Below are 21,544 nucleotides of genomic sequence, written 5' to 3' on the forward strand. Positions count from 1 at the left end.
TCTTTTGTGATTCATTCCGCCAGAGCCCCCTATTAACCCGTGGACAATTGTCTACAATAATATCCATATCCCTTTACCAGCTTCCCTTACCTTGCATTATCAAGCTACTGGACTATAATGGAGTAATGTTTATTAATCATGTTTAAAGAAAGAAGGCTTATCAAGGAATGGAAAGATCGTTGCAAAATGCGGCACGGCGCGGGTTGCAAGCTTCAGCCGGACTTGCGCTGCGATTCATCGCCGTAGACGTGATCGCCTTTTATGCGATTATGATCGTGAAGCTAGTCATGTTCGACCGGTATATCAACGTAAAAAATATGACGATTACGTTCGACGACGTCATTATCGGCTTCGGTTCGCTGGCGCTTGCATCGTTCTGGACGATGCTGCTGCCTAAGCGCGGGAGAATGATTGCTCTTCTGCTGCTTAACCTTATTCTTACGTTCGTCATATTCGCCGATCTCATCTATTATCGTTATTTTCAAGATTTGATTTCGGTTCCGGTATTGATGCAAGCCGGTCAAGTCGAGTCGCTCGGCGACAGTATCTACTCGCTTTTGTATGGAGTCGACATCTGGTTTTTCGTAGACTGGCCGATCTTCATCGGACTGACGATCCTTGGCCTGCGCAAGCGCAAGCCTGAATCCGACATCGGCTTAAGCTTCCGCCGGAAGCGGTTGCCAATGCTTCGCCGGATTTTGTTCCGCCTCTCGATGACACTCATCATCTTCGCAGCCGGCGTGACGCTTGTGTTCGTTCCGGTTAACATCGCCAAAAAAACGTGGGCAGTCGGCCTGTTCGTCGGCAATTGGTGGAACGTCTCCATCTACAATGTGACTGGCGTTCTCGGCTTCCACGGCTACGACGCATACCGTTACGCGAATCAGCATTGGATTCATAAGGCGGTAGCGACAGAGGACCAAATCAACGAGTCGGAGCAGTGGTTCAAGGAACGCGGAGACGTCCGCCGCGCGCTAGAAAGCGATCCGACTTTCGGCGAATATAAGGGCAGCAACGTCATCATGGTGCAAGCCGAAGCATTTATGAATTTCGTTATCGGCCGCTCGATCGGCGGACAAGTAATTACGCCGAACTTGAACGCCTTAATCAAGGAGAGCGCCTATTTCGACAACTTCTCGCACCAGACGTCGCAAGGACGTACATCGGACGCCGACTTCGCCGTCCAATGCTCACTGCAGCCTCAGCCAAGCGGCTCAATCTTCATTCAGTATGCGCAGAACGACTTCGACTGTACGCCGGCGGCACTTAAAGCGGCAGGCTACTCGACTTCGGTATTCCACGCATACGATGCCGGCTTCTGGAACCGCAACACGATGTATTACCGGATGAAGTACGATACGTTCTACAGCCGGACCCATTTCGTCAACGACGAGCCGCTTGGCTGGTCGATCGGCGACAACTCGTTCTTCCGGCAGTCGGCGGAAATTATGGGTGAGCAGAAGAAGCCGTTCTACTCGTTCCTGATTACGTTGTCGAGCCATCATCCGTACGCGCTGCCTGCCCGTTATCAGAAGCTCGACGTCGGGTCGTTCAAAGGCACGATGTTCGGCGACTATTTGCAGGCGGTTCATTACGTTGACGAATCGCTGGGCAACTTTATTACGAAGCTGAAGGAGGAAGGCGTATGGAACAATACGGTCTTCCTGTTCTACGGCGATCACGATAACTCCATTCGCGACTGGGCGCCTTTCGAGCAGTTGATCGGCCATCCAATGAACGAGAACGAGCGCCAGCAGGTGCTCCACGAAGTTCCGTTCATCGTCCATCTGCCGGACGGCGGCCATGCGGGCACTTACCATAACGTCGGCGGCCAGCTCGACGTCTCGCCGACGATTATGCATCTGCTTGGCATCTCCAGTGCAGATCTGCATAAGGTCGGTACGCCGCTCATTCTGGATAAGCCGCTCGAAGGCAAAAAAGTCGTCTACCGCAGCGGAGCGTTCACGGACGGCAACGTGTTCTACATGGCGCCGACCGACGGCATCCTCGAGCACGGCACCTGCTATGACGCCAACACTGGCGGCCAAGTCGATATCGCGGGCTGCATTGCCGGTGCGAAGGAAGCACGCGAGGAACTTCGCATATCCGACGAGACGGTGGCGTACAACATTATCGGCCGGTTAAACGCCCGCAGCGCTGCGGACGCGAAGAGCGCGAACGTCGCGCCTGCCGCCAATTAATACTCCTAGCAAACGTTATTAACAAGCGCAAGAAGGCCCATCCTTCATTCCCGGCGGAATGAGGATGGGCCTTCTTGTTGCCTGTTAAGGCTTAATGTATTTCTTCGCTGCTTCGATTGCTTCGTCTTCCGTCGCCGCCTTCAAGTACCGTCCGTTAATAAAAATAAAAGGGTACTTGGCGCAAGGACCGCAGTAAGACTTGCAGCCGACTTTAATTTCCGATTCCGGGACGAGCTTCGCCAACTTCGGCAGCATCGTCTTTACGCGGATATGCTTGCATTTGTCGCAAATACGTATGTCGTTAGGCATAATGTTCGGCGGCCGCGATTAATGATCGCCGTGGTTGCCCCGCGAAGGATTCGACAATGCAAAGCCTTCTTGCGGCACGTAGAAGTAATCGACGCGTACGCCGTCCAAGAAATCGACGCCTTTCTCCAAAATGACATCAATGCCGGAATCCGTCGCCACGACTTCATCGTTGTCTCCTGGCGTGTCAATCGACATGCCATAGTGAGCATGGTCGCCATGCGCATGGGTAACATGAATGCGAAGCAGCTTGCCTTCGTTCTCTGGCTTGTCCAGTTCCGTGCGGAGCATTTTGGCTGCCGCGCGCGATATTTTGCATTTCATTGTTATTCTCTCCTTCAATCTTGGTTGGTGACGATCTAAGCACGTTTATCTTAATCATTGTATAGAATGCACCGCATAAGTTCAACCCATAAACTGCAATCCGCTTGCTTGCATTTGGCCTTTGTCTAATGAATGCCGTGCTTGCGCTCCATCCATCCGGCGAACCCGCCTGCCGCTAGCAGTGTAACAGCAATATCATCAATCGGCAGGAATGGAATCGGCAACAGGTCTGGCAGCACCCAATACAGCCCGACTGGAATAATAAAGATAAGCTTGTCTCGAAGCGGAATGCGCGGCTCCTTCAACAGCCGGTAGACGCGAACGAGCGTCCCCTTCCAACGGCGGAGCGACAGCCATTTGTTCATCCGTTCTCATCTCCTTCCTATACTATATACAGTATACCACGCGCACAAAGGCCGCTAAACCTATTGTTCAGCGGCCCGTGCCTCCATGCTATATCCGATCCTCTGCTCCGTCTACAACCGCCAGCTCATCGCCTCCAGCAGCAGCTTGGCAACTTCGTCATACATGTCGTCGAACTGGCTGAGCGGCAGCGGATTGACTCCGATGCCCGCTTCAATCGTGAAACCCGGTTTCCGGTACTTGTGAATAAACCAATCTTTGTAGCCGGCATCGCTGCCGGTCAGCTTCACCGGACAGTATCCGCTCGCTTGGCCGAGCCTGCCTGCCAGCCATTCCGATTGCTCCGGCTCATAGTCCCGATAGTTCCAATAAATTTCTTGTCCCTGCGTATGGAACGCAAGCACCAGATCGAACCGCCGTTCATCGGTGAACGCTGCCATTGCCGCAGCTTCCGGTTCGCTAAGCGGCTTAGGACCCGGATAATCGCGCGGACCGGGTCCAGGCGTCCCCCGCCGGTTGCACTCTTCTTCCCAATAGGCCGGGAATTGATCGTTCAGGTCGACGCCTCTCACATTCGCCTTCCAGCGCCCGAATCGAAGCGAGCCCCGGTTCATCGCTAGCAGCTGATCGTACAACGGGTGCCCGGTATGCAGCCCTTCCTGCACTAGCTCTACTCCATCGGGATTGACCATCGGTACAAGCCATAGCGACACCTCGTTAAGCAGCTGCTTCATGTCAGCCCCCCGCCACATGCAGCTTGACCCATAAGCTCTGGCAGCATCCTCAGCGAATGTCATGAGCAGCGCGCTAGTAATCCACTCGTTGGCATGGAACGAGCCGTTCGCATGAATGCAACGTGCCCCTTTCCCAAGCTTAAGCGCCGCTATCGGCTTGCCGAGCACGCTTTGTCCGATTACAACCGTCTCCACTAAGCCGCTGTATTGGCTTTCGAGCAGCCGGCAATCTCTTGCCACCTCTTCAGGTCCATACTCCGCCCTCGCATCGACGATTCGGTTCGGCGGGCCTGCTGGAATGCGCAGCAGTGTACCGGGTGTCCAGCCGCCGGCCGGAATTCCTCGGTTGGATGTTTCAATCGCGGATGCCGCGACACCGAACAAAGACGACAGCCGCTCCAGCGAGTCGCCTTCCTGCAAGGTGTACCAGACGTCAGAGGCAGACGGAATACGCAGGACAATGCCAGGAGGGATCGGTTCGCCCTCCGTAAGACGCGGATTGCAAGCAAGCATTGACGCAGCGGATATGCCGAAATGCCGTGCGATGCGCAGCAGCGTATCTCCAGGCCGGACAGTGTAAGAAAGCACGGGATTTCCTCCCTTCACGTTCAGTCAGTCCAAATACATGCTTATCCATACATGTTATTCACCAGCTGGACCGCTCATGCAACGAACGCGAAATGCTTTTCATTCCATACCCAAAAAGGGCATGCCGCCAAGCTGCCGTCATCCGGCCGCTTTGCCGCTGCCCTTCTGTTTTATTCAACCGATATGCGATACTTGCCATACGACAGGCGTCAGCTCAATATGCTCTCCTAGCCATTGCTGGGCAATAAATTTGAACATGACCGGCTGCCCGCTGCAAAAAAACTGGTGTACCGGCATCAATCTCGTTGCCGCTAGCTTTCCCTGCTCTTGCAGAACGGAACGAATTTCCCTAGCCGTCTCTTCCGCCGAACTAATAAGCGCTACTCTCGGGCCCATAACTTCGCTGATCGTCTCGGCTAGGAACGGGTAATGCGTGCAGCCGAGAATGAGGCAATCGAGATCGAACGGATATTCCCGCAGATGGAAAAGCGCGGACCGGACGGCCGCATACGTTTCCTCCGACCGGAAGTTTCCCTGCTCGACAAGCGGTACAAATGCGGGGCATGCTTGACTGACGACGTGCACATCCGGTGACAGCTGCTTTAATGCCGTTTCATATGCTCTGCTTTTAATCGTACCATCCGTGCCAATCACTCCGACAACGCCGGAATCCGTCTTTCCAAGCGCCGCGCGTGCACCGGGATGAATCACACCGACGACGGGCACTTTCACCTGCTTCTTGACATGTTCCAGCGCGAACGCTGTTGCGGTATTGCAAGCTATAACAATCAGTTTCGGATCATACTGCACCAAATAATCGACGATTTCTTCCGTGAAGCGAACGACCTCGCCGGCCGGCCTCGGTCCGTATGGCGTGCGAGCGGTATCGCCGAAATAGACGATTCTCTCCCGTGGGAGCTGTCTCATAACTTCCTTGGCAACCGTTAATCCGCCAACCCCGGAATCTAATATTGCTATCGGCTGCTGCACATCCACACCGCTTTCTGTTCAACAATTATACAGGTTTCAATAGCATATGAAGCTCCACTATGAAATGTACCTATATTGTCAGCACCCCAGCGGATGAGCGGCGGATGACAATCAGGCCGATGGCCGATGCAGCAACAGCGATGCTTCTTTACTGCTGCATGCCATGCTTCCGGTGAAGCCAGGGTTATCCCTGTCGTCTGGCGCAGCATAGCATGCGGAAAAAGGCCGCCTTGCCGAGGCCGCCTTTTTCCGCATGCTTGTTTAGTAACCGATCGTCTGCAGTGCCTGGGCAGGCTGTGCTTCTTCGATCTGTTCTGTCTCCGGCTCCAATACGGCGAGCGCGTTAGCCGCAACTTCCTCTTGCTCGGACGATTCGATTCCAGCTGTCAGAGTGCTGACTATTGCCTCTTCCAGCTTTTCCTCAATGTCCGAACCGCCGCGCCACGATTTGACGTTCGCCATGACATTCGATGCAGCCTGCTTCGCCCGGTCAGCCACTTCCGACGCGCCGTCTCCCACTTGCTTAGCCAGACGGCCCGTCGTTTCACCGACTTGATGGGCGAAACGCGACGTCGTGTCGCCTACCTTGTGCGCGCCTTCCGCGATGTCGCTGCGAAGCTCCTTACCGGATTTCGGTGCGAACAGCAGTGCCGTTACCGAACCGACAACCGCCCCTGCCAACGCTCCGAGCAAAAAGCCTTTCGTACTTGTCGATTTTGCCATTATGAATCGCTCCCTCCACGATTATCGTACCCATCGCCCTCCCCGGAGCATGCGGGCTTTTTCGCAATTTTGTCACGAACGGACTGCCACAGCTGCCAAGCCGTCATGCCGACTTCCGCCCAATCAAGCGCTTCATCGAGCCCGCGCAGCTTCTTGTTCTCGATTCGCTCCGCCTGCTGCCTCGCTTTGTTCGACAATGCCGCTGTCATCGAATTGACGGCTGCCGAAGCGTTCTCGACCGATTCGCCGAACAGGGAAGCCGCTTGGAACAAGCCGCTTACTGCCTTCAGTTGATCGCTGACCAGCGCCAGCGTCTTATCCGCCCGCTCGGTCGTCCCTTGCAGCTTAACCATCAGCGTCCGCACATCCAGCTCCAACCGCTGAGATGATTGCTGCATGAGCACGATTCGGCTCACGATGTTTTTAAGTCCGATCAGCAGACCTGCCGTCAGAACGGCGAATATGACCGTTGCGGCAATTAAGCACCATTCCGTTATCATGACCTTTCGCTCCTTTCCCGCGTCGCCTCTCCGGTGGAAATAGACGAATGCCTATTTTGTAATGACAGTATAAGCACATTGGGCTCGTCACGACACAGCAAGCGGACAGGAGCCAGACAAAAAAAAGAACACCGCACGTCCTTCTGCAGGACGATGCGATGTTCCGTAAATGCCTAACTATGAATGTAATCCAATATTGTTTTCGTTCAATTGCCTGCTGCAGACCCGATGACGTACGTGCACTTGCCTCCGCCCTTGGCTAGACATTCGGTGCGCTCCACCTTCGTCTGCAATAAGTCGGCGAACAGCTGCAGCTCGCAGGCGCAAGCCTGCTGATAAGGCTTCGCGACTTGAGCGATCGGACAATTATATTCATGCAGACGATAGGATTGGTCTGTCTCCAAACACTCGACTTCCACCATATAACCGCCTGCGTTCTGAATAGCGGCAAGCTCGTATACCCGGTTCTCCAGCTCCTTGCCTTCCATGCGGGGAGCGTAGCGCTCCAGCAGCTTGCCCTTGCGGCTCTTGAACAGCTTATCGATCAGCGGGGCCGTCTCTTCGTCAGAAGACAGCTCATCGAGCATTTCGAGCGTTAAGCCGTGATAATTTTTCGGGAACAATTCCTCAGACTCGGGCGTCAGCGCATACATATGCTTCGGCCTTCCGGCCCCCCGTACGACGGACGACTGCTCGATGTACCCGTCGTGCTCCAGCGCATACAAATGACGCCGGACCGCCATCTCTGTCAGACCGAGACTGGCCGCCAATTCTCCGGCGCTCTGAGCGCCTCTCGTCTTCAGCAGTCCAATAATCGTCTGCCTCGTCGGCCGTTCGCTGCGAAGTGGGGGATGACCGGTTTCGTCCCTGCGTTCGCTTCGTTTCATCCTCCCCACCGCCTCTCCTGCTTTTACGACACATTGTAACCGATTTTACGGCTTTCGTAAATTTGCATTGTATGGGTAACCGGCGCTTGATCCGCAAAAAAAGCCTGCCGCCGGCATACCGGCAGCAGGCTTTCACATTCTAGCGCAGTTCCCGCTCCAAATATTGCTCGACCGCTGACTTGAAGCCTGTCAGCAGCTCGGGCAGCTTAGGCGAGAGCGGATGAAGCTCAGCGCGCGGCCATTCGTAATAATTCTGCACGAGCGGCTTACGCAGCTTCACAAGCTCCGACAGCGGTGCACTCAGCCCCTCTGGCAATACATTCTCCTCGGCAATAATGTCGACGAGATCCTCATAGCTGCTGGCATCCCGCATAATGAAGCCGTCAATGAGAAAGCTGCCCACGTCCGTCACCGTCTCGATGGCCAGATGAAGCGCCCTCTCCTGTGCCATTCCTTCCAGCAGCGATCCGCTCCAACGGGCAGACAAGACAGACAGCGTCTCCACAATAGCCGGAATCGCATCCAGCCGCTGCCGGATCTGATCAACGTTCACGTAATACATGTTCGGCTGCTGCTCCTTTCTGTTGCCGCAATCGGCTTTCCGTTATTCCGCGTCCCGGCTCGAGTCCGAGCGGCGTCCCCGGCGTTTCAGCCATGCGACCATAATAATGCTGCTGACGATAACAATGATAAGATAGGTCAGCAGCTCGAATACGTCACCCATGCGTCTTCCGCTCCTTAGCTTACGAAGTCGACGCTGACCGATGCTTCGCGCGCTTGCGTCATATGCTCGATTACTTTTTTATGAACCGGATGCACTTGGTACGCTTCCAGCGCTTCCATAGACTCGAATTTCGTGATCAGTGCAATATCATACGAACGCTCCGAATGGAGCACGTCCAATCCGACCTCCAAATGTTTCAGTTCCTCGATCTTGCCCTCCATATCGCGGAGCACTTGTGCAGTACGCTCGACGCTCTCCGGACTGCGGTCCTTCAGCTTGAACATGACGATGTGCGTTATCATTGGCTATTATCACTCCTGTTATGTCATTCAGCCGCCCTTCGCCCCTCGCATGATCGGACGGCCATTGTCGCATAATAACGTTACCGATACAGGCCAAATTGACGAATAAAGGGGCTTGGCAACGTTATGCGCTTTACGGTTACGATTGCGGCCGCCCTCATCGGGCTGGCCATATGCTTGTTCAATTCAACGGGGTACGATCCGCATAACTTCGTTTTCTTTATGCTCAGCATCCCTGCTTGGATCGCCGAGCTGCTGTTCGATATCCATAACGTCAGCGTTATGTCCTTGTACGTATGGACGGTGCTGACATGGGCTGCGCTTGGCTTTATCGTGGATGCAGTCATTAACCGGCAGCGTGCAGCAAGACGTTCGCGTTATTAGCTCTAACTAAGGAAAAGGAGCCAACTCGGCTCCTTTTCTCTTATTCCACGATCAGTACGGACTTCATGTCGGCATGTCCGGAACCGCACAGTACGGAGCAATGCAATTCATAAGTGCCGGGTTTATCGAACGTAACGTCAGCTTGCGTATTCTCTTGATTCAAGTTCACGTTAGCTTCTTTGATTTCGAGTCCGTGGAGACCGCTCTTGTTCTGCAGAATAATACGTACCGGCTCGCCGGCTTTCACGTGATATTCCTTCTCGTTGAACTCATAGTTCGAAGCTTGAACCTTAAGCAGTTGTGTTCCTTCCGGCAGTCCTGCCGATTCGTCCTTCGGCTTCTCCGGAAGACCGAACGTGAGCAAGTAGACGCTCAGTAAGGCTGCCGCCGCGAAGACGACGAACATCGTCCATTTGTGCATAATTCTGTGCTCCCCCTTGCAGGCATTTGTCTACTCCTTATAATACCCAACTTCGTCCAATGTTCTCAACCTTAAACACGGCTGAGAACAAACTTTTTTCTACGGAATGTGACAAATGTTTGAACGTTTTATTCACGAAAATACGTTTTCATCAGCCGTTCCGACTCCGCCTTCACAAATCCCCATACCATGGAGAATTGGTGGTGGTAGCCGCGGCATACATATTTCGCATGAAGACCATCCTTCTCTTGAAGCTCTTCATAAATCTTAATGCCCGCATCGCGGAATTGCTTGCGAAGGGCAGCCAAGTCAAGCAGCACCCGGTCCTGTACCGCCCGTAAAATCGATTCATACAGCCGGGGCAGCTTCATGCCGGATCGGCTGACGACTCGTATATCATGATCCAATATGCGCATAACGATGCCGAGCAGTTCGTACCGCTTCACCAGCTCAAGCTCTGCCTCGCTTTGCATAGGCGGAAGCGCGGCCGCTCGGGGCGCGGGCGCCGGCTGTTTATTCATAATCGCCATCGGCAAACCCTCCAGATAAGAACATTTGTTCTTATTATAACGACAATAAGCCCGCTTATGCAAGCGGACCTTCGCCTTTTGTACAGCAGTTTGTACCATCCTGGATTCTCGCTACGTGCGCCTCCCGTCACTTGTTGCTCTTGTCTTTATCTTTAAGCACCTCGATGATCCGTCTTACTTTGTCGGGCAGCGGCAATCCGATCCGTCCGTAGTTTTCGGTAATCGAGATGAGTTCGTTCGCCAAATAGAAGTAGATTGCGGCCGACATAGTCGCATCGCCGATTTGAAGCAGCTGATCGATCTGATGGGCCAGCAGTACAATTAACAGCGACAACCCTTTGCGTGTCAGCCCCCATGATCCGATATTGCTGTTGAGCCCTTTCTTCTCCCTCAGCGACGCCGCGATGCCGGTCACGTAATCAATTGCCATCGCTACAAGCAGTACGCTAAGCGATTGCGGCCACACACCGAAAGCATACGTAGCGATCGTGCCGATGCAGGCAATAGCCGAATTAAACCAAGCAAGCTGCATATTCCCCCCCTCCTTCATAATGCGTACAAATGTACGGTAAAGTATCCCTAGCTGCGCAAAACCGCACAGCATCGGTAACCTACTCTATCTATATGCAGGCGGGGGAGGGGTTGTCCGATGCATTCGTCCATTTTTTGATGCCGCCATTTGCACTTCACGTATAGATCTTTGCACTTGTCCCGGTAAATTTTGTGGTAGGATAAGAGCAGGGCTCGGCCCTCTATTCCTTAATCTAATCGGAGGCGGTTTCATTGGCAGCAGAACAACAGGCAGCAGAAGGCTACTTCGGGCAATTCGGCGGAAGCTTCGTCCCTCCCGAGCTGCAAGAAGTGCTGGATTACTTAGCGGAGCAATTCCGTACATACAAGGACGATCCGGCGTTCAACGAGGAACTGCAGTATTATATGCGTGAATATGTCGGCAGAGAGAATCCGCTCACATATGCCGAGCATTTGACCGAGCAGTGGGGCGGCGCGAAAGTGTATTTGAAACGGGAAGATCTGAATCATACCGGTTCTCATAAAATTAACAACGTCGTAGGGCAAATTTTGCTCGCGAAGCGGATGGGCGCAAAGCGCGTCATCGCGGAGACAGGCGCAGGCCAGCACGGCGTTGCAACAGCAACGGCATGCGCGATGTTCGGCATGGAGTGCATCGTCTATATGGGCGCTGAGGACACCCGCCGTCAAGCGCTCAACGTGTTCCGCATGGAGCTGCTCGGCGCGAAAGTCGTAGCCGTAGACAAAGGCCAAGGCCGTCTGAAGGATGCCGTTGACGAAGCACTGAACGATCTGGTGGCGAACTACAAATCGACGTTCTACCTGCTCGGCTCCGCCGTTGGTCCGCATCCGTATCCGACGATGGTGAAACATTTCCAATCCATCATCAGCGAAGAGTCCAAACGCCAAATTGTTGCAAAAGAAGGTCGTCTGCCTGACGCAGTCATCGCCTGCGCAGGCGGCGGCAGCAACGCGATCGGCTCGTTCGCGCATTATATCGACGAGCCGTCGGTCCGCCTCATCGGCGTAGAGCCGGATCAGGCACCGTCGCTGACACAAGGCGTTCCTGCCATTATTCACGGCTTCAAATGCCTCGTGCTGCTCGATGAGCAGGGCAATCCGAAGCCGACCTACTCGATCGCCGCTGGCCTCGACTACCCGGGCATCGGACCGGAGCACAGCTATCTCAAAGAAAGCGGCCGTGCGGAATACGTGACGGTGACGAATGAAGAAGTACTCGAAGCGTTCCAGGAGCTATCGCGCACCGAGGGTATCATTCCAGCGCTGGAGAGCGCACATGCTGTCGCTCACGCGAAGAAGCTGGCGCCAACGCTCAGCAAGGACAGCATCCTCATCGTCAACCTGTCCGGCCGCGGCGACAAAGACGTCGAGCAAGTGTTCCAAATGCTGAAGAAGTAACCCATAAAAAAGAGCGCCCCAAGAGGCGCTCTTTTTTATGGAATGGAGCTATACCTTGTAATCAAGATGAGAGCTATTTGACGCTTATTCAGGTATGGCAATGATGATGGTTCCCTTTCTGAGTTCAAGAGTGAACAATAGAGATTATTGCGTAAATTCCAGCAGGATTTGAAGAAGTGACGGGAGTATTGGACGGATAATTATACCCCTCAATAGCAATTGTATTCCATCCTTTTACAAGAAATTCGCGTGGGATAGGAACATCTCTCCCTGGATTGAAATAGGAGGGATTAGGTATGGCCGTATCATGAATGACAGAATGATCATTGATTGTAACAGAACCGTAATTATCCACCGAAAAATGAAGGGTTGCTGTTATAACTTTGTCAACATCATTAATTCTGAATCCATTGCTTACTTTAGCCGAAGAACTTTTTTCATCCGTTGACCACACCCACGAACCGCACGAAGGCCGCGTCCATGCCGGATTAGCTTGGATTTCTTTCGCACCCGTCCAAGTTCCATCTGTGCAAAGTCTAAGTTTCCACGCGGTTATTGGTGTATACAGTCCCTTAAGCCCTTCTGGATAGGCCTCTTTAAGCGCAGCCAAGATTAGTCCTACCTCTTCTTGAGTCTTACCATGTTTAGTTTTCAAGCAATTCTCTACCTGTTTCCAACCGGGACTCAATTCCACATTGATTTTCAATTCCTCAGGAAGCATTAAATGAGCATACGTTTTAAAGCAATCATTCATAGGAACAATATATTTGTTGTAGTATTCCCTCATTTTATCTGGATCGGACATTGATTTAACAAATACCACTGTCATAGCACTAAGTAAAGCCAAAGCAAAAGTAAGCAATCCGCCTTGTCGCATTGCAAAAACGGGTACCGCATGGGAAGGAGCCGTTCCTGGCGCAATCACCTTAAAAATTTCTACGGCTGTTTTGGCCATTTCTGCAAACTCTCGCCAAGCCTCGGACGGCTTAAATTGTAAAAGATGAAGAAAGCCCAATGATTGAATCATGCCTATGAACCTAGATAACTCCCATGTCTTTGGATCATTTTGGTTTAGTATAATACCTGCTTCTCCGAATGCAGCATTTATGGCTCTCATGGTCTTTTCAACAGCATCATCATTTGGCAATTGGCTTTGTCCTTGTTGAAGTAATGGCAAAACTTTATCCTGTAGTAATTGTGATGCTGCAACCACTTTATAATATGGCTCGTAGTATACGATTTCTTCTTCAGTTTCTTTTTGGCGAGTTCCTTTATCAACCGGATTCTGACAAAAGAAAACGTTCGCAGAGTATTTATACCATTGATTTTGAAAACGATCGTACATCTTCCACCCTTTAGTATTGATATCGTAATAAGCCATAAGCTGACTTTTGTCAAAGTACCAATATCCTGTTGGATGTGACCAGAGGCCTGAAGTCGTATTCGACCGAACCCACTGGTTCCGCCAAGCAAGGGACTTAGAATGATTCATATCCTTACCCCTTTACGGTTGATGGGATAATTGCACCTGCCTGAGTTCCCATTCTTATGTTCGAGGCGGAATCAAGCGATATGCCATTGCATATAATCTGATATTTGCGCATGGCTACGTAAACTAAAGCACCTCTAAAGAGATCGTACGTACTTAAAGTATGGATAGTTTGAATACATGAATGCACACCTCATCTTTTTAACCTGGATAAAGCATTACAAGTATATGTGGTTAAAAAGGAGTAGATGCATATCATTACTCTCATCAGCCGCTATCTTAGCCGGTGAATTTTGAAACGCGGAAGTCGGCGAGTTTCTATGTTACTAAACGAAAACTTTACGAATAAAGCCGCCTTTTTAGGCGGCTTATTACTTGTGCGACGTACAGCCAAAAAAAGCGGTTGAACGGGACGCCGTAACGTCCTGTCCAACCGCTTGCTATACGATCAACCTTTTAACCCGCCGAAGCCGTCGCTTCGTTGAACGCGCGAAGCAGCGTATGGCGGTTAGCTCTTACGCGATGCGCCTCGCGCAGACTGCGCGCGAGCAGTCCGCCGTCAATGCCGAGCTCTTCCGGAGTAGACGGAGCTCCCGCCGTCTGCAGCAGACGCTGCAGCTCCTCGGAGGACGGAATTTCGGCGATGGCCTGCTCCAGACGGTGCCGGTCCGCTGCCAGCAACTCTGTCTGCTCGCCCGCAATACGGCGGTATTGGTCAGCAATGACCGCGCATGCGACACCGACCTTCGCGCCATGCAGCAGCGCGCGGCGGCCAAGGCGCAAATATTCCATCTCCCAATAGTGCGACAAGTGATGCTCCGCACCGGAGGCCGGATGCGATTGTCCGAACAGCAGCATCGCCAGCCCCGATTCAATCAGCGCTTCGGTCAGCACCCGAATGCCGGCCTGCTCGCGGCGGCCGATCGCCTCCGCATGCTCGACGCATTTGTGCAGCGCTTGCTTCGTAATGGCAGCGACAGCATCCGCATAAGGCTCGTTCGCTGCTGCTGCGCCATACGTCCAGTCGAACAAGGACGTGTATTTGCCAAGCATATCGCCGAAACCGGCGGCCGCCATTGCACCTGGAGCAGCACACAGAACGTCAAGATCGGCAAAAATCGCATCCGGTGCAATCGCTGCGAACGTTCTCTTCTCGCCGCGGATAATAAGCGGCGCCCCCTTGGAGTTGAAGCCGTCTACGGACGGTGCGGTCGGAACCGAAATGAATGGAATGCCTGTCGTATAGGCCGAATAACGGGCAATATCGTGAATCGTTCCCGAACCGACAGCAATTACCGCTTCCGCTCCTGTCTGGCGGATATCCAGCATCAATTGAACGAGGGACGCTTCGTCGGCGATAACGTCGCCTTGAGAATCCGGCTTAATCAGCGTTGTCTGCACCGAAATGCCTGCATCAGCAATCCGAGGCCACAGCTGCGTACCCGCTGCTGCGTGCGTATTAACGTCAGCAGCAATCAGAACGCGCCGGAAGCCGCGGTCGAGCAAATAAGGCGCCACCTTCCAAAGCGCGCCGGATTCGATCACGATCGGATCAATCATAATCGAACCAAGCGCAGCATCGTCGAGATCCGGCGCAGCCGCCTTCAAATTTTGATACACATTACTCATCCGTTCCCTCTCCTTTATTCCCAACTAACCTGATCAACTCCGCAATCGAAGGCCATACCCAATCCGGTCTTGCCGGCCATAAACCATCAGACGATTGAACCGTCGAGCCGCTCAATACGAGCGCTGTCTTCATGCCGGCCCGTTTGCCCAAGCCGATATCCGATTCAACGCTGTCGCCGATGACAAGGCAGCGCTCTGCCGGCAGCTCCAGCGCCGAGAGTGCCGCTTCAGCCATGTAAGCCGAAGGCTTGCCGACGACGACCTCGACCTTCGCCCCTGTCGATGCTGTAATCGCGCCGATCATGCCTGCGACATCGATCTGATCGCCGTCCGCACCAGGGAACGTACGATCCTCGTTCGTCGCAATGATGCGCGCACCATGCCTTACCGCGCGGAATGCGGCGTTAAGGTCACGGTAAGTCAACGTTTCATGCAGCGTTATGACGAGCCAATCAGCATCCTCGGGCCGGTCCGCATGCGCGATGCCGAAAGAAGCAAGCTCTTCGCGCAGCCCGGCATCGCCGAGCGTCCACACCTGACAATCCGGCTCCCGGTCGCGCAAATATCGGGCCGTCACCGTAGACGACAGCAGAATCTCTTCTTCTGAAGCCTCAATGCCGTAACGGCTAAGCCTTTCCTGGCACATCGTTCTCGAAATATTGCCGCGGTTGCTTAGAAACACGAATCGTTTGCCTGCTTGACGCAGCGCTGCTATCGCTTCCGGCGCACCGTCAATAATGCAGTCTCCCCGAAACACCGTGCCGTCCAAATCTATGACAAATCCGTCCAATGCCGTTGCTATCATCGATGGAACACGCCTCCCGCGAACCTATTGCGATCGCTTACGTTAGGCGATCCTTACTCTACTATTTTCCTTCTCCCAGCATTCGAATGTCAACGATTGTTTACTTTTATTAACGTTTGTATTCGTTATTCTTATGATCGTTGTTTATTAACATTTGACCATCATAAATTTGTCGTTAAACAATCGTTTGTCGTTATATTAATCTGTCGAATGACGATAATCGACAAAACTATCTGCAATGTGAATGTCAATTCCGCTGATGCCCCGCAAAAAAGCAGGGTCTGCACCATCGTCCGTAATGATCGTATTCACCGCACGGGTCTGTACACTCGTCGCAATGGAACGGCGGCCGAGCTTCGTATGGTCGAGCAGCGCAACGATCCGCGAGGCGTTGGCCGCCATCAGCTTTTTCAACTCCGCCTCATACAAGCTGAAGTCCGTCATCCCTTCTTCGAGCGTAAAACCTAAGGAAGACGTAAAGAACAGGTCGGCATGAATCTCCTCCAGAATCGTCCGTCCAAGCACACCCTCGACCGATCCGGATCCCGGCCGCAGCACACCGCCGATTAGGATAACGTTAATGCGCGGATTGCGGTTCAGCGTCAGCGCCGCCTCCACCCCGTTCGTAACGACGGTCAAATAATCGCAATCGACGAGCGCCTTTGCAAGTTCCAGCACGGTCGAGCTCGCATCGAGCAAAATACACTGCCCCTGATGAACAAGCTCCGCCGCTTTGCGGCCGATCGCTTGCTTCAGCTCGGTGTTCAGCTCGGTCCGGTAAGTAACGCGCAAATCTTGGAACGACGGCTTCTTTGCCCGTACCGGCACCGCTCCGCCGTGCGTCCGCTCGAGCAGTCCCTCCTCCTCCATCTGCCTCAGATCGGCGCGCAGCGTGCCTTCCGATACGTGAAGTTGGCGCGCCAGCTCTTTGACAATCACTTGCTTGTGCTGCTGCAACAGCTGTAATATTTGTTCCCGGCGATGTGGGGCGAACATCGTATATTCCTCCTAATAATCCCGTCAAACGGTCATCTATTATTGCTATTATATCGAATTTCGGCATTAAACAACAGAAAACAACAACCATATAAATGGCCATCTCATGCCTTTCAATAGATAGAGTTTGTCCTTCTAGCAACCCGCTCCAACGAAGTTGCCAACCGTTCCGTGCATCGGCGGCAAGCCTTCCTTCATTGTAATTTGTACAATGAAATCGGCTCTGCCCTCTTCTCGTCCCCGCTTCGTTGCACTTTATACAACAGAATAGGTTTCCTAGCAGGACACAAACTGGTCTTTCCAATAAAATGCTGCTATCCGGTTGTACAGAATACAACAAGCACATCGAATCGAGCAAATTGTCCGTTTTCATTGTACAAAGTGCAATGAGTAAGCATTACATCCGGGATCCCTACCCATGACGTTCACCAGTACGACAACTACAACTCCTCGCCCATTCCAAAAAAAAGCAGGGCCGTCCTTCGCCATACGGCATAGGACGGCCCTGCTGAACCGCCAGACAGCGGCGGCGGCTTGAGCGAATGCAACAACGGGTCGCGTTACGCTTGCAGCTTGTTGAACGTGTCAGTCAGAATCGGCACGATTTGTTTCTTACGGGATACGACGCCTTTCAGGACAGCCGTATTGTTCGACAGCGTAACGTTGTATGCTTGCTCGACAACATTAGCGGAACGGCCGAGTGCAAGACCGACCGAATCATTCGTCAGAATGTCCGTTACGGCGAACAGGAACAGGTCAAGGCCTTTCTCATCGATGATCGCGTTCATCGCAGCTTCCAGCTCGCCTTGACGGGACATTACGTCATTCGTGTCAACTGCGTTCACTTGCGCGATTTCGACTTTAGCGCCGCCCATCAAGAACTCTTTAGCATCGAGGGAGATCAGCTGTGCGATCGATTTGTCGCTCAGGTCAGCGCCGGCTTTCAGCATAGCCAGACCGTAGCTGTCTGCGTCCACACCTGCGATTGCCGCGAGCTCACGAGCTGCGTCAACGTCTTCTTGCGTGCAGGTAGGCGATTTGAACAGCAGGGAGTCGGAGATGATTGCCGACAGCATCAGACCCGCGATTTCTTTACGGATTTGAACGCCTTTCTCTTTGTAAATTTTATTCAGAATCGTCGCCGTACAGCCAACTGGCTCAGCGCGGTAGTACAGCGGGTCAGACGTTTCGAAATTCGCGATCCGGTGGTGGTCGATAACTTCGAGTACGCGTACGTCCGCGATATCGTTAGCGCTTTGCTGACGCTCGTTGTGGTCGACGAGAATAACTTCTTTCGCTTCAGCTGCAACCGCTTCAACAAGACGCGGTGCTGCGATGCCGAATTGATCCAGCGCGTATTGCGTTTCGCCGTTTACTTCGCCAAGGCGGATCGCTTCTGCGTCAACGCCCAGTTGTTTCTTCAGCTCCGCATATGCGATAGCCGAGCAAATCGTATCCGTGTCCGGGTTTTTATGTCCGAATACAAGAACTTTAGCCATGATTCAGTTTCGCTCCTTCAATAACGATATTAAATTCCGGCATTCCTCTCCTTAGCTTAACGTATAAGGGAGAAATAGGCTTGTCCCTTATCATAGCACACATATCGGAATATTTTCACGCCGAAAATGACCGAATTTGCCCGCTCGGCTCCCGTAATATGACAATATGCTGACAAAGCGCCGCAGCCGCTCCTAAGGAGCGGCTGCATGGAAAAGATACTATTCGCAGACAAGCAATTCCTCCCCCTCAAATGGCAAGGACAAGGACGTCCGTTTGCAGTCCGGATGACTTCGTCTGTTACTCTTTCACAAGCGCATCGATCGCTGCTTTCGTCTCGGCGCTGAACCCGCGGAAGAACGCGACCAGCTCGTCGTTGCACAAGCCCGCGTTGTACAGCATCTGGATCATAACAAGTTCCGCATGGCCCTTGTCGTTCGAAGTTGTAATGTAGCCCGCGCTTTTCGCAGCGACGATCGCATCGTTCGCCCAAGCTGGCGGCGTCTGATTGCCGGACATATTCACGCGCTGCTCCAATGCCGCCACCCGGTTCGCCAAATCTTCCATCTGCTGCTTCTCCGCATCCGTCATCGGCTGTCCCTCCCCATCCTCTTCCGAGCCATAAGCCGCCGCCAGCTCCGCTTCTGTTCCTTTATATTCGTTCAAGTCGACCGGACCGCTAATACCGTCAACCGACCGGGTGCCGTCCGGCCGCACGCCGCCCTGCGAACCGTCGCTGTACTGCCAGAACGTCCAACTGGTCCATGCGCCGAAATCCTCGGGAGGATCGTTCGCATACCGTGCCATCCACAGTTCGTAAGCAGCCAGCGAGTCGTCAAAGTAGGTTTCGGCAAAATAAGGATACGAGTACACGATCGGCCGCACGCCGATGAGCCGTTCTGCTTCCTCTAAGAACGCATGCGCGACCTTCGTCACCTCAGACCGTCCCATCCCTGCCGCAGCGGACTCGTAGTCCATCACGGGCGGCAGTTGAAAAGACGAGGCGCCGCCTGCCGCCGCTATCGCCGCAGCAAAATTCGCCGCCTCCTGCTTCGCATCAGCTTCACTCGCAGCGTCCACGAAGTGATACGCGCCGGCAAGGACGCCTGCCGCCCGCGCTCCTGACGCATTCGACTGGAACATGTCATCGCGGTAGCTCTGCCCTTGGCTCGCTTTCAGGAAAGCGAACGCAATGCCATCCGCCTTCACCTTGGACCAATTGACGCTCCCTTGATAATGGGACACATCGATTCCTTGCGCATTGCCAGCGCTTCTTGCCTGCATAACGGATAATCCGCCCCCTTCACAATAGGCAAATGCAGTTCATTGTATGCCTGAAAAGCCGTTTCATGTAACTATTTTCAAAGCCGCCCTTTCGTTCAGAGGCAGTTATCATATAAAATAGGAGAGAGTTGCCTAGCAGCATCAGATGAAATACTCGGAAGCTACATACAGAAAGGAACGTTCTAATGATCATTCAACCGAAATCACGCGGGTTTATTTGCACGACGGCGCATCCGGAAGGCTGCGCTAGCCAAGTACAGCGTCAAATCGAATATGTCCAAAGCAAGCCTGCCATCAACGGTCCGCGCAACGTGCTCGTCGTCGGCGCATCGACCGGCTACGGCCTCGCTTCCCGCATCGTAGCCTCTTTCGCATCGGGCGCCAACACGATCGGCGTATACTTCGACAAAGCGGCGGAAGGCGTACGCACGGCATCGGCAGGCTGGTACAATTCCGCTGCATTCGAGCAAGCGGCTGCGGCAGCAGGCAATAAATCGTTCAGCATCGTAGGCGATGCGTTCTCCGACGAAATCAAAGCGAAGACGCTTGACCTGATCCGTACCGAGCTCGGCCAGATCGACCTCGTCGTATACAGCGTTGCATCCCCGCGCCGCACGCATCCGAAGACGGGCGAATCGTTCGCATCGGTCATTAAGCCGCTCGGCGAGACGTACTCCAACAAAACCGTCAACTTCCATAACGGAGAAGTCACGACGGCGACGATCGAGCCTGCGACGGAGGACGAGCTTCGCCAGACGATCGCTGTCATGGGCGGCGAAGACTGGGAGATGTGGATCGACGAGTTGCAAAAGGCTGGCCTGCTGGCTGACAACGCAACAACGGTCGCTTACTCGTACCTCGGACCGGAAATTACGCACGCGGTCTACAAGGAAGGTACGATCGGCGCAGCGAAGGACGATCTCGAAGTAACGTCGAAGCGTCTGAACGAGAAACTCGCAGCTAGCGGCGGCCGTTCGTTCATTTCGGTCAACAAAGCGCTTGTTACACAATCGAGCTCGGCTATTCCTGTCGTGCCGCTGTACATCTCCGCGCTGTACAAGGTCATGAAAGAAAAAGGACTGCACGAAGGCTGCATCGAGCAAATGTACCGCCTGTTCAGCGAGCGTCTGTACGGCGCTGCGCCAGCGGCACTCGACGAGAAGGGCCGCATCCGCATCGACGACTGGGAAATGCGCGATGACGTGCAAGCCGAAGTCGCTCAGCTGTGGGCGGATCTGACGACGGAGAACGTGTACGAGAAGTCCGATCTGCTCGGCTACCGCAAAGAGTTCTTCCAACTGTTCGGCTTCGAGACAGACGGCATCAACTACGAAGCGGATACGAATCCGGAAGTCGACATTCCGAACCTTCGTTAATTGAACAACATACAACTATAAGCCTCCGAGAGCTCTCGGGGGCTTTTTATTGCACCTTCCAGCCGAATCCCGCACAAAAGAAAAGCTGCCGCGCTAACCGTCACTTGACGATCTGCACAGCAGCTTCTGCTCCGGTTGTCGAAGACATTAAGCTTTCTTCTTCTGCCGGGTATAAATATCGATGTACACCGCCAGGATGAGGATGCCGCCCTTGACGATATACTGCCAGAACGATTCGAGGTTCATAAGACTCATGCCGTTATCGAGGCTCGCCATAACGAGCGCGCCGATAATGGCGCCTGCGATCGTGCCGGTGCCGCCCATCAAGCTTGTGCCGCCGATGACGCACGCTGCAATCGCATCGAGCTCATAGTTCTGGCCTGCGCTCATCGTTGCTGCGTTCAGCCTTGCCGTCAAGACGAGAGCAGCAATTGCGCCCAGCGTGTTGCACAGCACGAAGACGAGCAGAATGCGGCGCTTAATGTTGATGCCTGACAGACGAGCCGCTTCCGGGTTGCCGCCTATCGCATAGATATGGCGG

24 protein-coding genes are annotated in these 21,544 nt (G+C 53.4%); 4 read left to right on the top strand and 20 right to left on the bottom strand.

What is annotated here, in order from left to right:
• Positions 1 to 167 precede the first annotated feature (167 nt).
• The gene (locus PKO01S_RS16440; protein ID WP_127532521.1) at positions 168 to 2,201 is read left to right on the top strand and encodes an LTA synthase family protein; all 2,034 of its coding nucleotides are present in this window, start codon (positions 168 to 170) and stop codon (positions 2,199 to 2,201) included.
• Positions 2,202 to 2,285: 84 nt separating this feature from the next.
• On the opposite strand, the gene PKO01S_RS16445 is transcribed toward PKO01S_RS16440, so the two are convergent.
• The 10 genes from PKO01S_RS16445 to PKO01S_RS16490 all read right to left on the bottom strand — a co-directional run bounded on the left by PKO01S_RS16445 (position 2,286) and on the right by PKO01S_RS16490 (position 8,642).
• A complete protein-coding gene (locus PKO01S_RS16445; protein WP_127532522.1) occupies positions 2,286 to 2,510 on the bottom strand; it encodes a DUF1450 domain-containing protein in 225 nt (74 codons plus the stop codon).
• An 18-nt stretch (positions 2,511 to 2,528) separates the two neighbouring features.
• Complete coding sequence (locus PKO01S_RS16450; RefSeq protein WP_127532523.1) at positions 2,529 to 2,831, bottom strand: iron-sulfur cluster assembly accessory protein; 303 nt, start codon at positions 2,829 to 2,831, stop codon at positions 2,529 to 2,531.
• Between the two features lie 125 nt (positions 2,832 to 2,956).
• A complete protein-coding gene (locus PKO01S_RS16455; protein ID WP_127532524.1) occupies positions 2,957 to 3,196 on the bottom strand; it encodes a hypothetical protein in 240 nt (79 codons plus the stop codon).
• 111 nt (positions 3,197 to 3,307) lie between these two features.
• Entirely contained in the window at positions 3,308 to 4,516 is a 1,209-nt protein-coding gene (locus PKO01S_RS16460) for a M14 family metallopeptidase (protein ID WP_127532525.1), read from the bottom strand.
• A gap of 174 nt (positions 4,517 to 4,690) precedes the next feature.
• Positions 4,691 to 5,506: a glutamate racemase gene (gene racE, locus PKO01S_RS16465; protein WP_127532526.1), complete on the bottom strand. Its 816-nt coding sequence runs from the start codon at positions 5,504 to 5,506 to the stop codon at positions 4,691 to 4,693.
• A gap of 261 nt (positions 5,507 to 5,767) precedes the next feature.
• Positions 5,768 to 6,229, bottom strand: coding sequence for a YtxH domain-containing protein (locus tag PKO01S_RS16470; RefSeq protein ID WP_127532527.1), 462 nt, complete (start codon positions 6,227 to 6,229; stop codon positions 5,768 to 5,770).
• Entirely contained in the window at positions 6,229 to 6,729 is a 501-nt protein-coding gene (locus PKO01S_RS16475) for a DUF948 domain-containing protein (protein WP_127532528.1), read from the bottom strand. The genes PKO01S_RS16470 and PKO01S_RS16475 overlap by 1 nt, the downstream gene beginning before the upstream one ends.
• Before the next feature lie 206 nt (positions 6,730 to 6,935).
• Positions 6,936 to 7,616 carry a helix-turn-helix transcriptional regulator gene (locus PKO01S_RS16480; protein WP_127532529.1) on the bottom strand — a complete coding sequence of 227 codons (681 nt, stop codon included), beginning with the start codon at positions 7,614 to 7,616 and terminating at the stop codon, positions 6,936 to 6,938.
• A gap of 139 nt (positions 7,617 to 7,755) precedes the next feature.
• A complete protein-coding gene (locus tag PKO01S_RS16485; RefSeq protein WP_127532530.1) occupies positions 7,756 to 8,178 on the bottom strand; it encodes a DUF86 domain-containing protein in 423 nt (140 codons plus the stop codon).
• A 176-nt stretch (positions 8,179 to 8,354) separates the two neighbouring features.
• Positions 8,355 to 8,642, bottom strand: a complete 288-nt coding sequence (locus PKO01S_RS16490) for a Dabb family protein (protein ID WP_127532531.1) — start codon at positions 8,640 to 8,642, stop codon at positions 8,355 to 8,357.
• Positions 8,643 to 8,768: 126 nt separating this feature from the next.
• Here PKO01S_RS16490 and PKO01S_RS16495 point away from each other — a divergent pair, with 126 nt between their 5' ends.
• Positions 8,769 to 9,026 carry a hypothetical protein gene (locus tag PKO01S_RS16495; protein WP_127532532.1) on the top strand — a complete coding sequence of 86 codons (258 nt, stop codon included), beginning with the start codon at positions 8,769 to 8,771 and terminating at the stop codon, positions 9,024 to 9,026.
• Between the two features lie 40 nt (positions 9,027 to 9,066).
• On the opposite strand, the gene PKO01S_RS16500 is transcribed toward PKO01S_RS16495, so the two are convergent.
• From PKO01S_RS16500 to PKO01S_RS16510, 3 genes are all read right to left on the bottom strand, one after another.
• Positions 9,067 to 9,447 (bottom strand): cupredoxin domain-containing protein, encoded by a 381-nt coding sequence (locus PKO01S_RS16500; RefSeq protein ID WP_127532533.1) that lies wholly within the window; start codon positions 9,445 to 9,447, stop codon positions 9,067 to 9,069.
• Between the two features lie 128 nt (positions 9,448 to 9,575).
• A complete protein-coding gene (locus tag PKO01S_RS16505; protein WP_246070598.1) occupies positions 9,576 to 9,977 on the bottom strand; it encodes a hypothetical protein in 402 nt (133 codons plus the stop codon).
• Between the two features lie 127 nt (positions 9,978 to 10,104).
• Complete coding sequence (locus PKO01S_RS16510) at positions 10,105 to 10,509, bottom strand: phage holin family protein (protein WP_127532534.1); 405 nt, start codon at positions 10,507 to 10,509, stop codon at positions 10,105 to 10,107.
• A 251-nt stretch (positions 10,510 to 10,760) separates the two neighbouring features.
• On the opposite strand from PKO01S_RS16510, the gene trpB reads away from it, so the two are divergent.
• A complete protein-coding gene (trpB, locus tag PKO01S_RS16515; protein ID WP_127532535.1) occupies positions 10,761 to 11,927 on the top strand; it encodes a tryptophan synthase subunit beta in 1,167 nt (388 codons plus the stop codon).
• Between the two features lie 124 nt (positions 11,928 to 12,051).
• Here trpB and PKO01S_RS16520 read toward each other — a convergent pair whose 3' ends face one another.
• From PKO01S_RS16520 to PKO01S_RS16545, 6 genes are all read right to left on the bottom strand, one after another.
• Positions 12,052 to 13,419 (bottom strand): hypothetical protein, encoded by a 1,368-nt coding sequence (locus PKO01S_RS16520; protein ID WP_127532536.1) that lies wholly within the window; start codon positions 13,417 to 13,419, stop codon positions 12,052 to 12,054.
• Positions 13,420 to 13,872: 453 nt separating this feature from the next.
• Entirely contained in the window at positions 13,873 to 15,045 is a 1,173-nt protein-coding gene (locus PKO01S_RS16525) for a sn-glycerol-1-phosphate dehydrogenase (protein WP_127532537.1), read from the bottom strand.
• Positions 15,038 to 15,850: an HAD-IIA family hydrolase gene (locus PKO01S_RS16530; protein ID WP_127532538.1), complete on the bottom strand. Its 813-nt coding sequence runs from the start codon at positions 15,848 to 15,850 to the stop codon at positions 15,038 to 15,040. Before PKO01S_RS16530 ends, PKO01S_RS16525 begins: the two co-directional genes overlap by 8 nt.
• 198 nt (positions 15,851 to 16,048) lie before the next feature.
• The gene (locus PKO01S_RS16535) at positions 16,049 to 16,846 is read right to left on the bottom strand and encodes a DeoR/GlpR family DNA-binding transcription regulator (RefSeq protein WP_127532539.1); all 798 of its coding nucleotides are present in this window, start codon (positions 16,844 to 16,846) and stop codon (positions 16,049 to 16,051) included.
• A 560-nt stretch (positions 16,847 to 17,406) separates the two neighbouring features.
• On the bottom strand, positions 17,407 to 18,345 hold the full coding sequence (locus PKO01S_RS16540; RefSeq protein ID WP_127532540.1) for a manganese-dependent inorganic pyrophosphatase: 939 nt from the start codon (positions 18,343 to 18,345) through the stop codon (positions 17,407 to 17,409).
• A gap of 298 nt (positions 18,346 to 18,643) precedes the next feature.
• Positions 18,644 to 19,627, bottom strand: a complete 984-nt coding sequence (locus PKO01S_RS16545) for a glycoside hydrolase family 25 protein (protein ID WP_127532541.1) — start codon at positions 19,625 to 19,627, stop codon at positions 18,644 to 18,646.
• A 185-nt stretch (positions 19,628 to 19,812) separates the two neighbouring features.
• Here PKO01S_RS16545 and fabV point away from each other — a divergent pair, with 185 nt between their 5' ends.
• Positions 19,813 to 21,003, top strand: coding sequence for an enoyl-ACP reductase FabV (gene fabV, locus PKO01S_RS16550; RefSeq protein WP_127532542.1), 1,191 nt, complete (start codon positions 19,813 to 19,815; stop codon positions 21,001 to 21,003).
• A 147-nt stretch (positions 21,004 to 21,150) separates the two neighbouring features.
• Here fabV and PKO01S_RS16555 read toward each other — a convergent pair.
• Positions 21,151 to 21,544: ABC transporter permease subunit (locus PKO01S_RS16555; RefSeq protein ID WP_407669659.1), on the bottom strand; the 394-nt coding region annotated here is incomplete at its 5' end.

Source organism: Paenibacillus kobensis NBRC 15729 (assembly GCF_004000825.1).
Classification (GTDB): domain Bacteria; phylum Bacillota; class Bacilli; order Paenibacillales; family Paenibacillaceae; genus Paenibacillus_T; species Paenibacillus_T kobensis.

Bases quoted from the DNA above. Each gene is read 5' to 3' on its own strand.
- PKO01S_RS16480 (WP_127532529.1), bottom strand. From the start codon at position 7,616: ATGAAACGAAGCGAACGCAGGGACGAAACCGGTCATCCCCCACTTCGC.
- PKO01S_RS16510 (WP_127532534.1), bottom strand. From the start codon at position 10,509: ATGCAGCTTGCTTGGTTTAATTCGGCTATTGCCTGCATCGGCACGATC.
- PKO01S_RS16440 (WP_127532521.1), top strand. From the start codon at position 168: ATGGAAAGATCGTTGCAAAATGCGGCACGGCGCGGGTTGCAAGCTTCA.
- PKO01S_RS16505 (WP_246070598.1), bottom strand. From the start codon at position 9,977: ATGGCGATTATGAATAAACAGCCGGCGCCCGCGCCCCGAGCGGCCGCG.
- PKO01S_RS16485 (WP_127532530.1), bottom strand. From the start codon at position 8,178: ATGTATTACGTGAACGTTGATCAGATCCGGCAGCGGCTGGATGCGATT.
- PKO01S_RS16470 (WP_127532527.1), bottom strand. From the start codon at position 6,229: ATGGCAAAATCGACAAGTACGAAAGGCTTTTTGCTCGGAGCGTTGGCA.
- PKO01S_RS16475 (WP_127532528.1), bottom strand. From the start codon at position 6,729: ATGATAACGGAATGGTGCTTAATTGCCGCAACGGTCATATTCGCCGTT.
- fabV (WP_127532542.1), top strand. From the start codon at position 19,813: ATGATCATTCAACCGAAATCACGCGGGTTTATTTGCACGACGGCGCAT.
- PKO01S_RS16490 (WP_127532531.1), bottom strand. From the start codon at position 8,642: ATGATAACGCACATCGTCATGTTCAAGCTGAAGGACCGCAGTCCGGAG.
- PKO01S_RS16445 (WP_127532522.1), bottom strand. From the start codon at position 2,510: ATGCCTAACGACATACGTATTTGCGACAAATGCAAGCATATCCGCGTA.
- PKO01S_RS16500 (WP_127532533.1), bottom strand. From the start codon at position 9,447: ATGCACAAATGGACGATGTTCGTCGTCTTCGCGGCGGCAGCCTTACTG.
- PKO01S_RS16545 (WP_127532541.1), bottom strand. From the start codon at position 19,627: ATGCAGGCAAGAAGCGCTGGCAATGCGCAAGGAATCGATGTGTCCCAT.
- PKO01S_RS16455 (WP_127532524.1), bottom strand. From the start codon at position 3,196: ATGAACAAATGGCTGTCGCTCCGCCGTTGGAAGGGGACGCTCGTTCGC.
- PKO01S_RS16540 (WP_127532540.1), bottom strand. From the start codon at position 18,345: ATGGCTAAAGTTCTTGTATTCGGACATAAAAACCCGGACACGGATACG.
- PKO01S_RS16530 (WP_127532538.1), bottom strand. From the start codon at position 15,850: ATGATAGCAACGGCATTGGACGGATTTGTCATAGATTTGGACGGCACG.
- PKO01S_RS16535 (WP_127532539.1), bottom strand. From the start codon at position 16,846: ATGTTCGCCCCACATCGCCGGGAACAAATATTACAGCTGTTGCAGCAG.
- PKO01S_RS16520 (WP_127532536.1), bottom strand. From the start codon at position 13,419: ATGAATCATTCTAAGTCCCTTGCTTGGCGGAACCAGTGGGTTCGGTCG.
- PKO01S_RS16495 (WP_127532532.1), top strand. From the start codon at position 8,769: ATGCGCTTTACGGTTACGATTGCGGCCGCCCTCATCGGGCTGGCCATA.
- PKO01S_RS16525 (WP_127532537.1), bottom strand. From the start codon at position 15,045: ATGAGTAATGTGTATCAAAATTTGAAGGCGGCTGCGCCGGATCTCGAC.
- PKO01S_RS16450 (WP_127532523.1), bottom strand. From the start codon at position 2,831: ATGAAATGCAAAATATCGCGCGCGGCAGCCAAAATGCTCCGCACGGAA.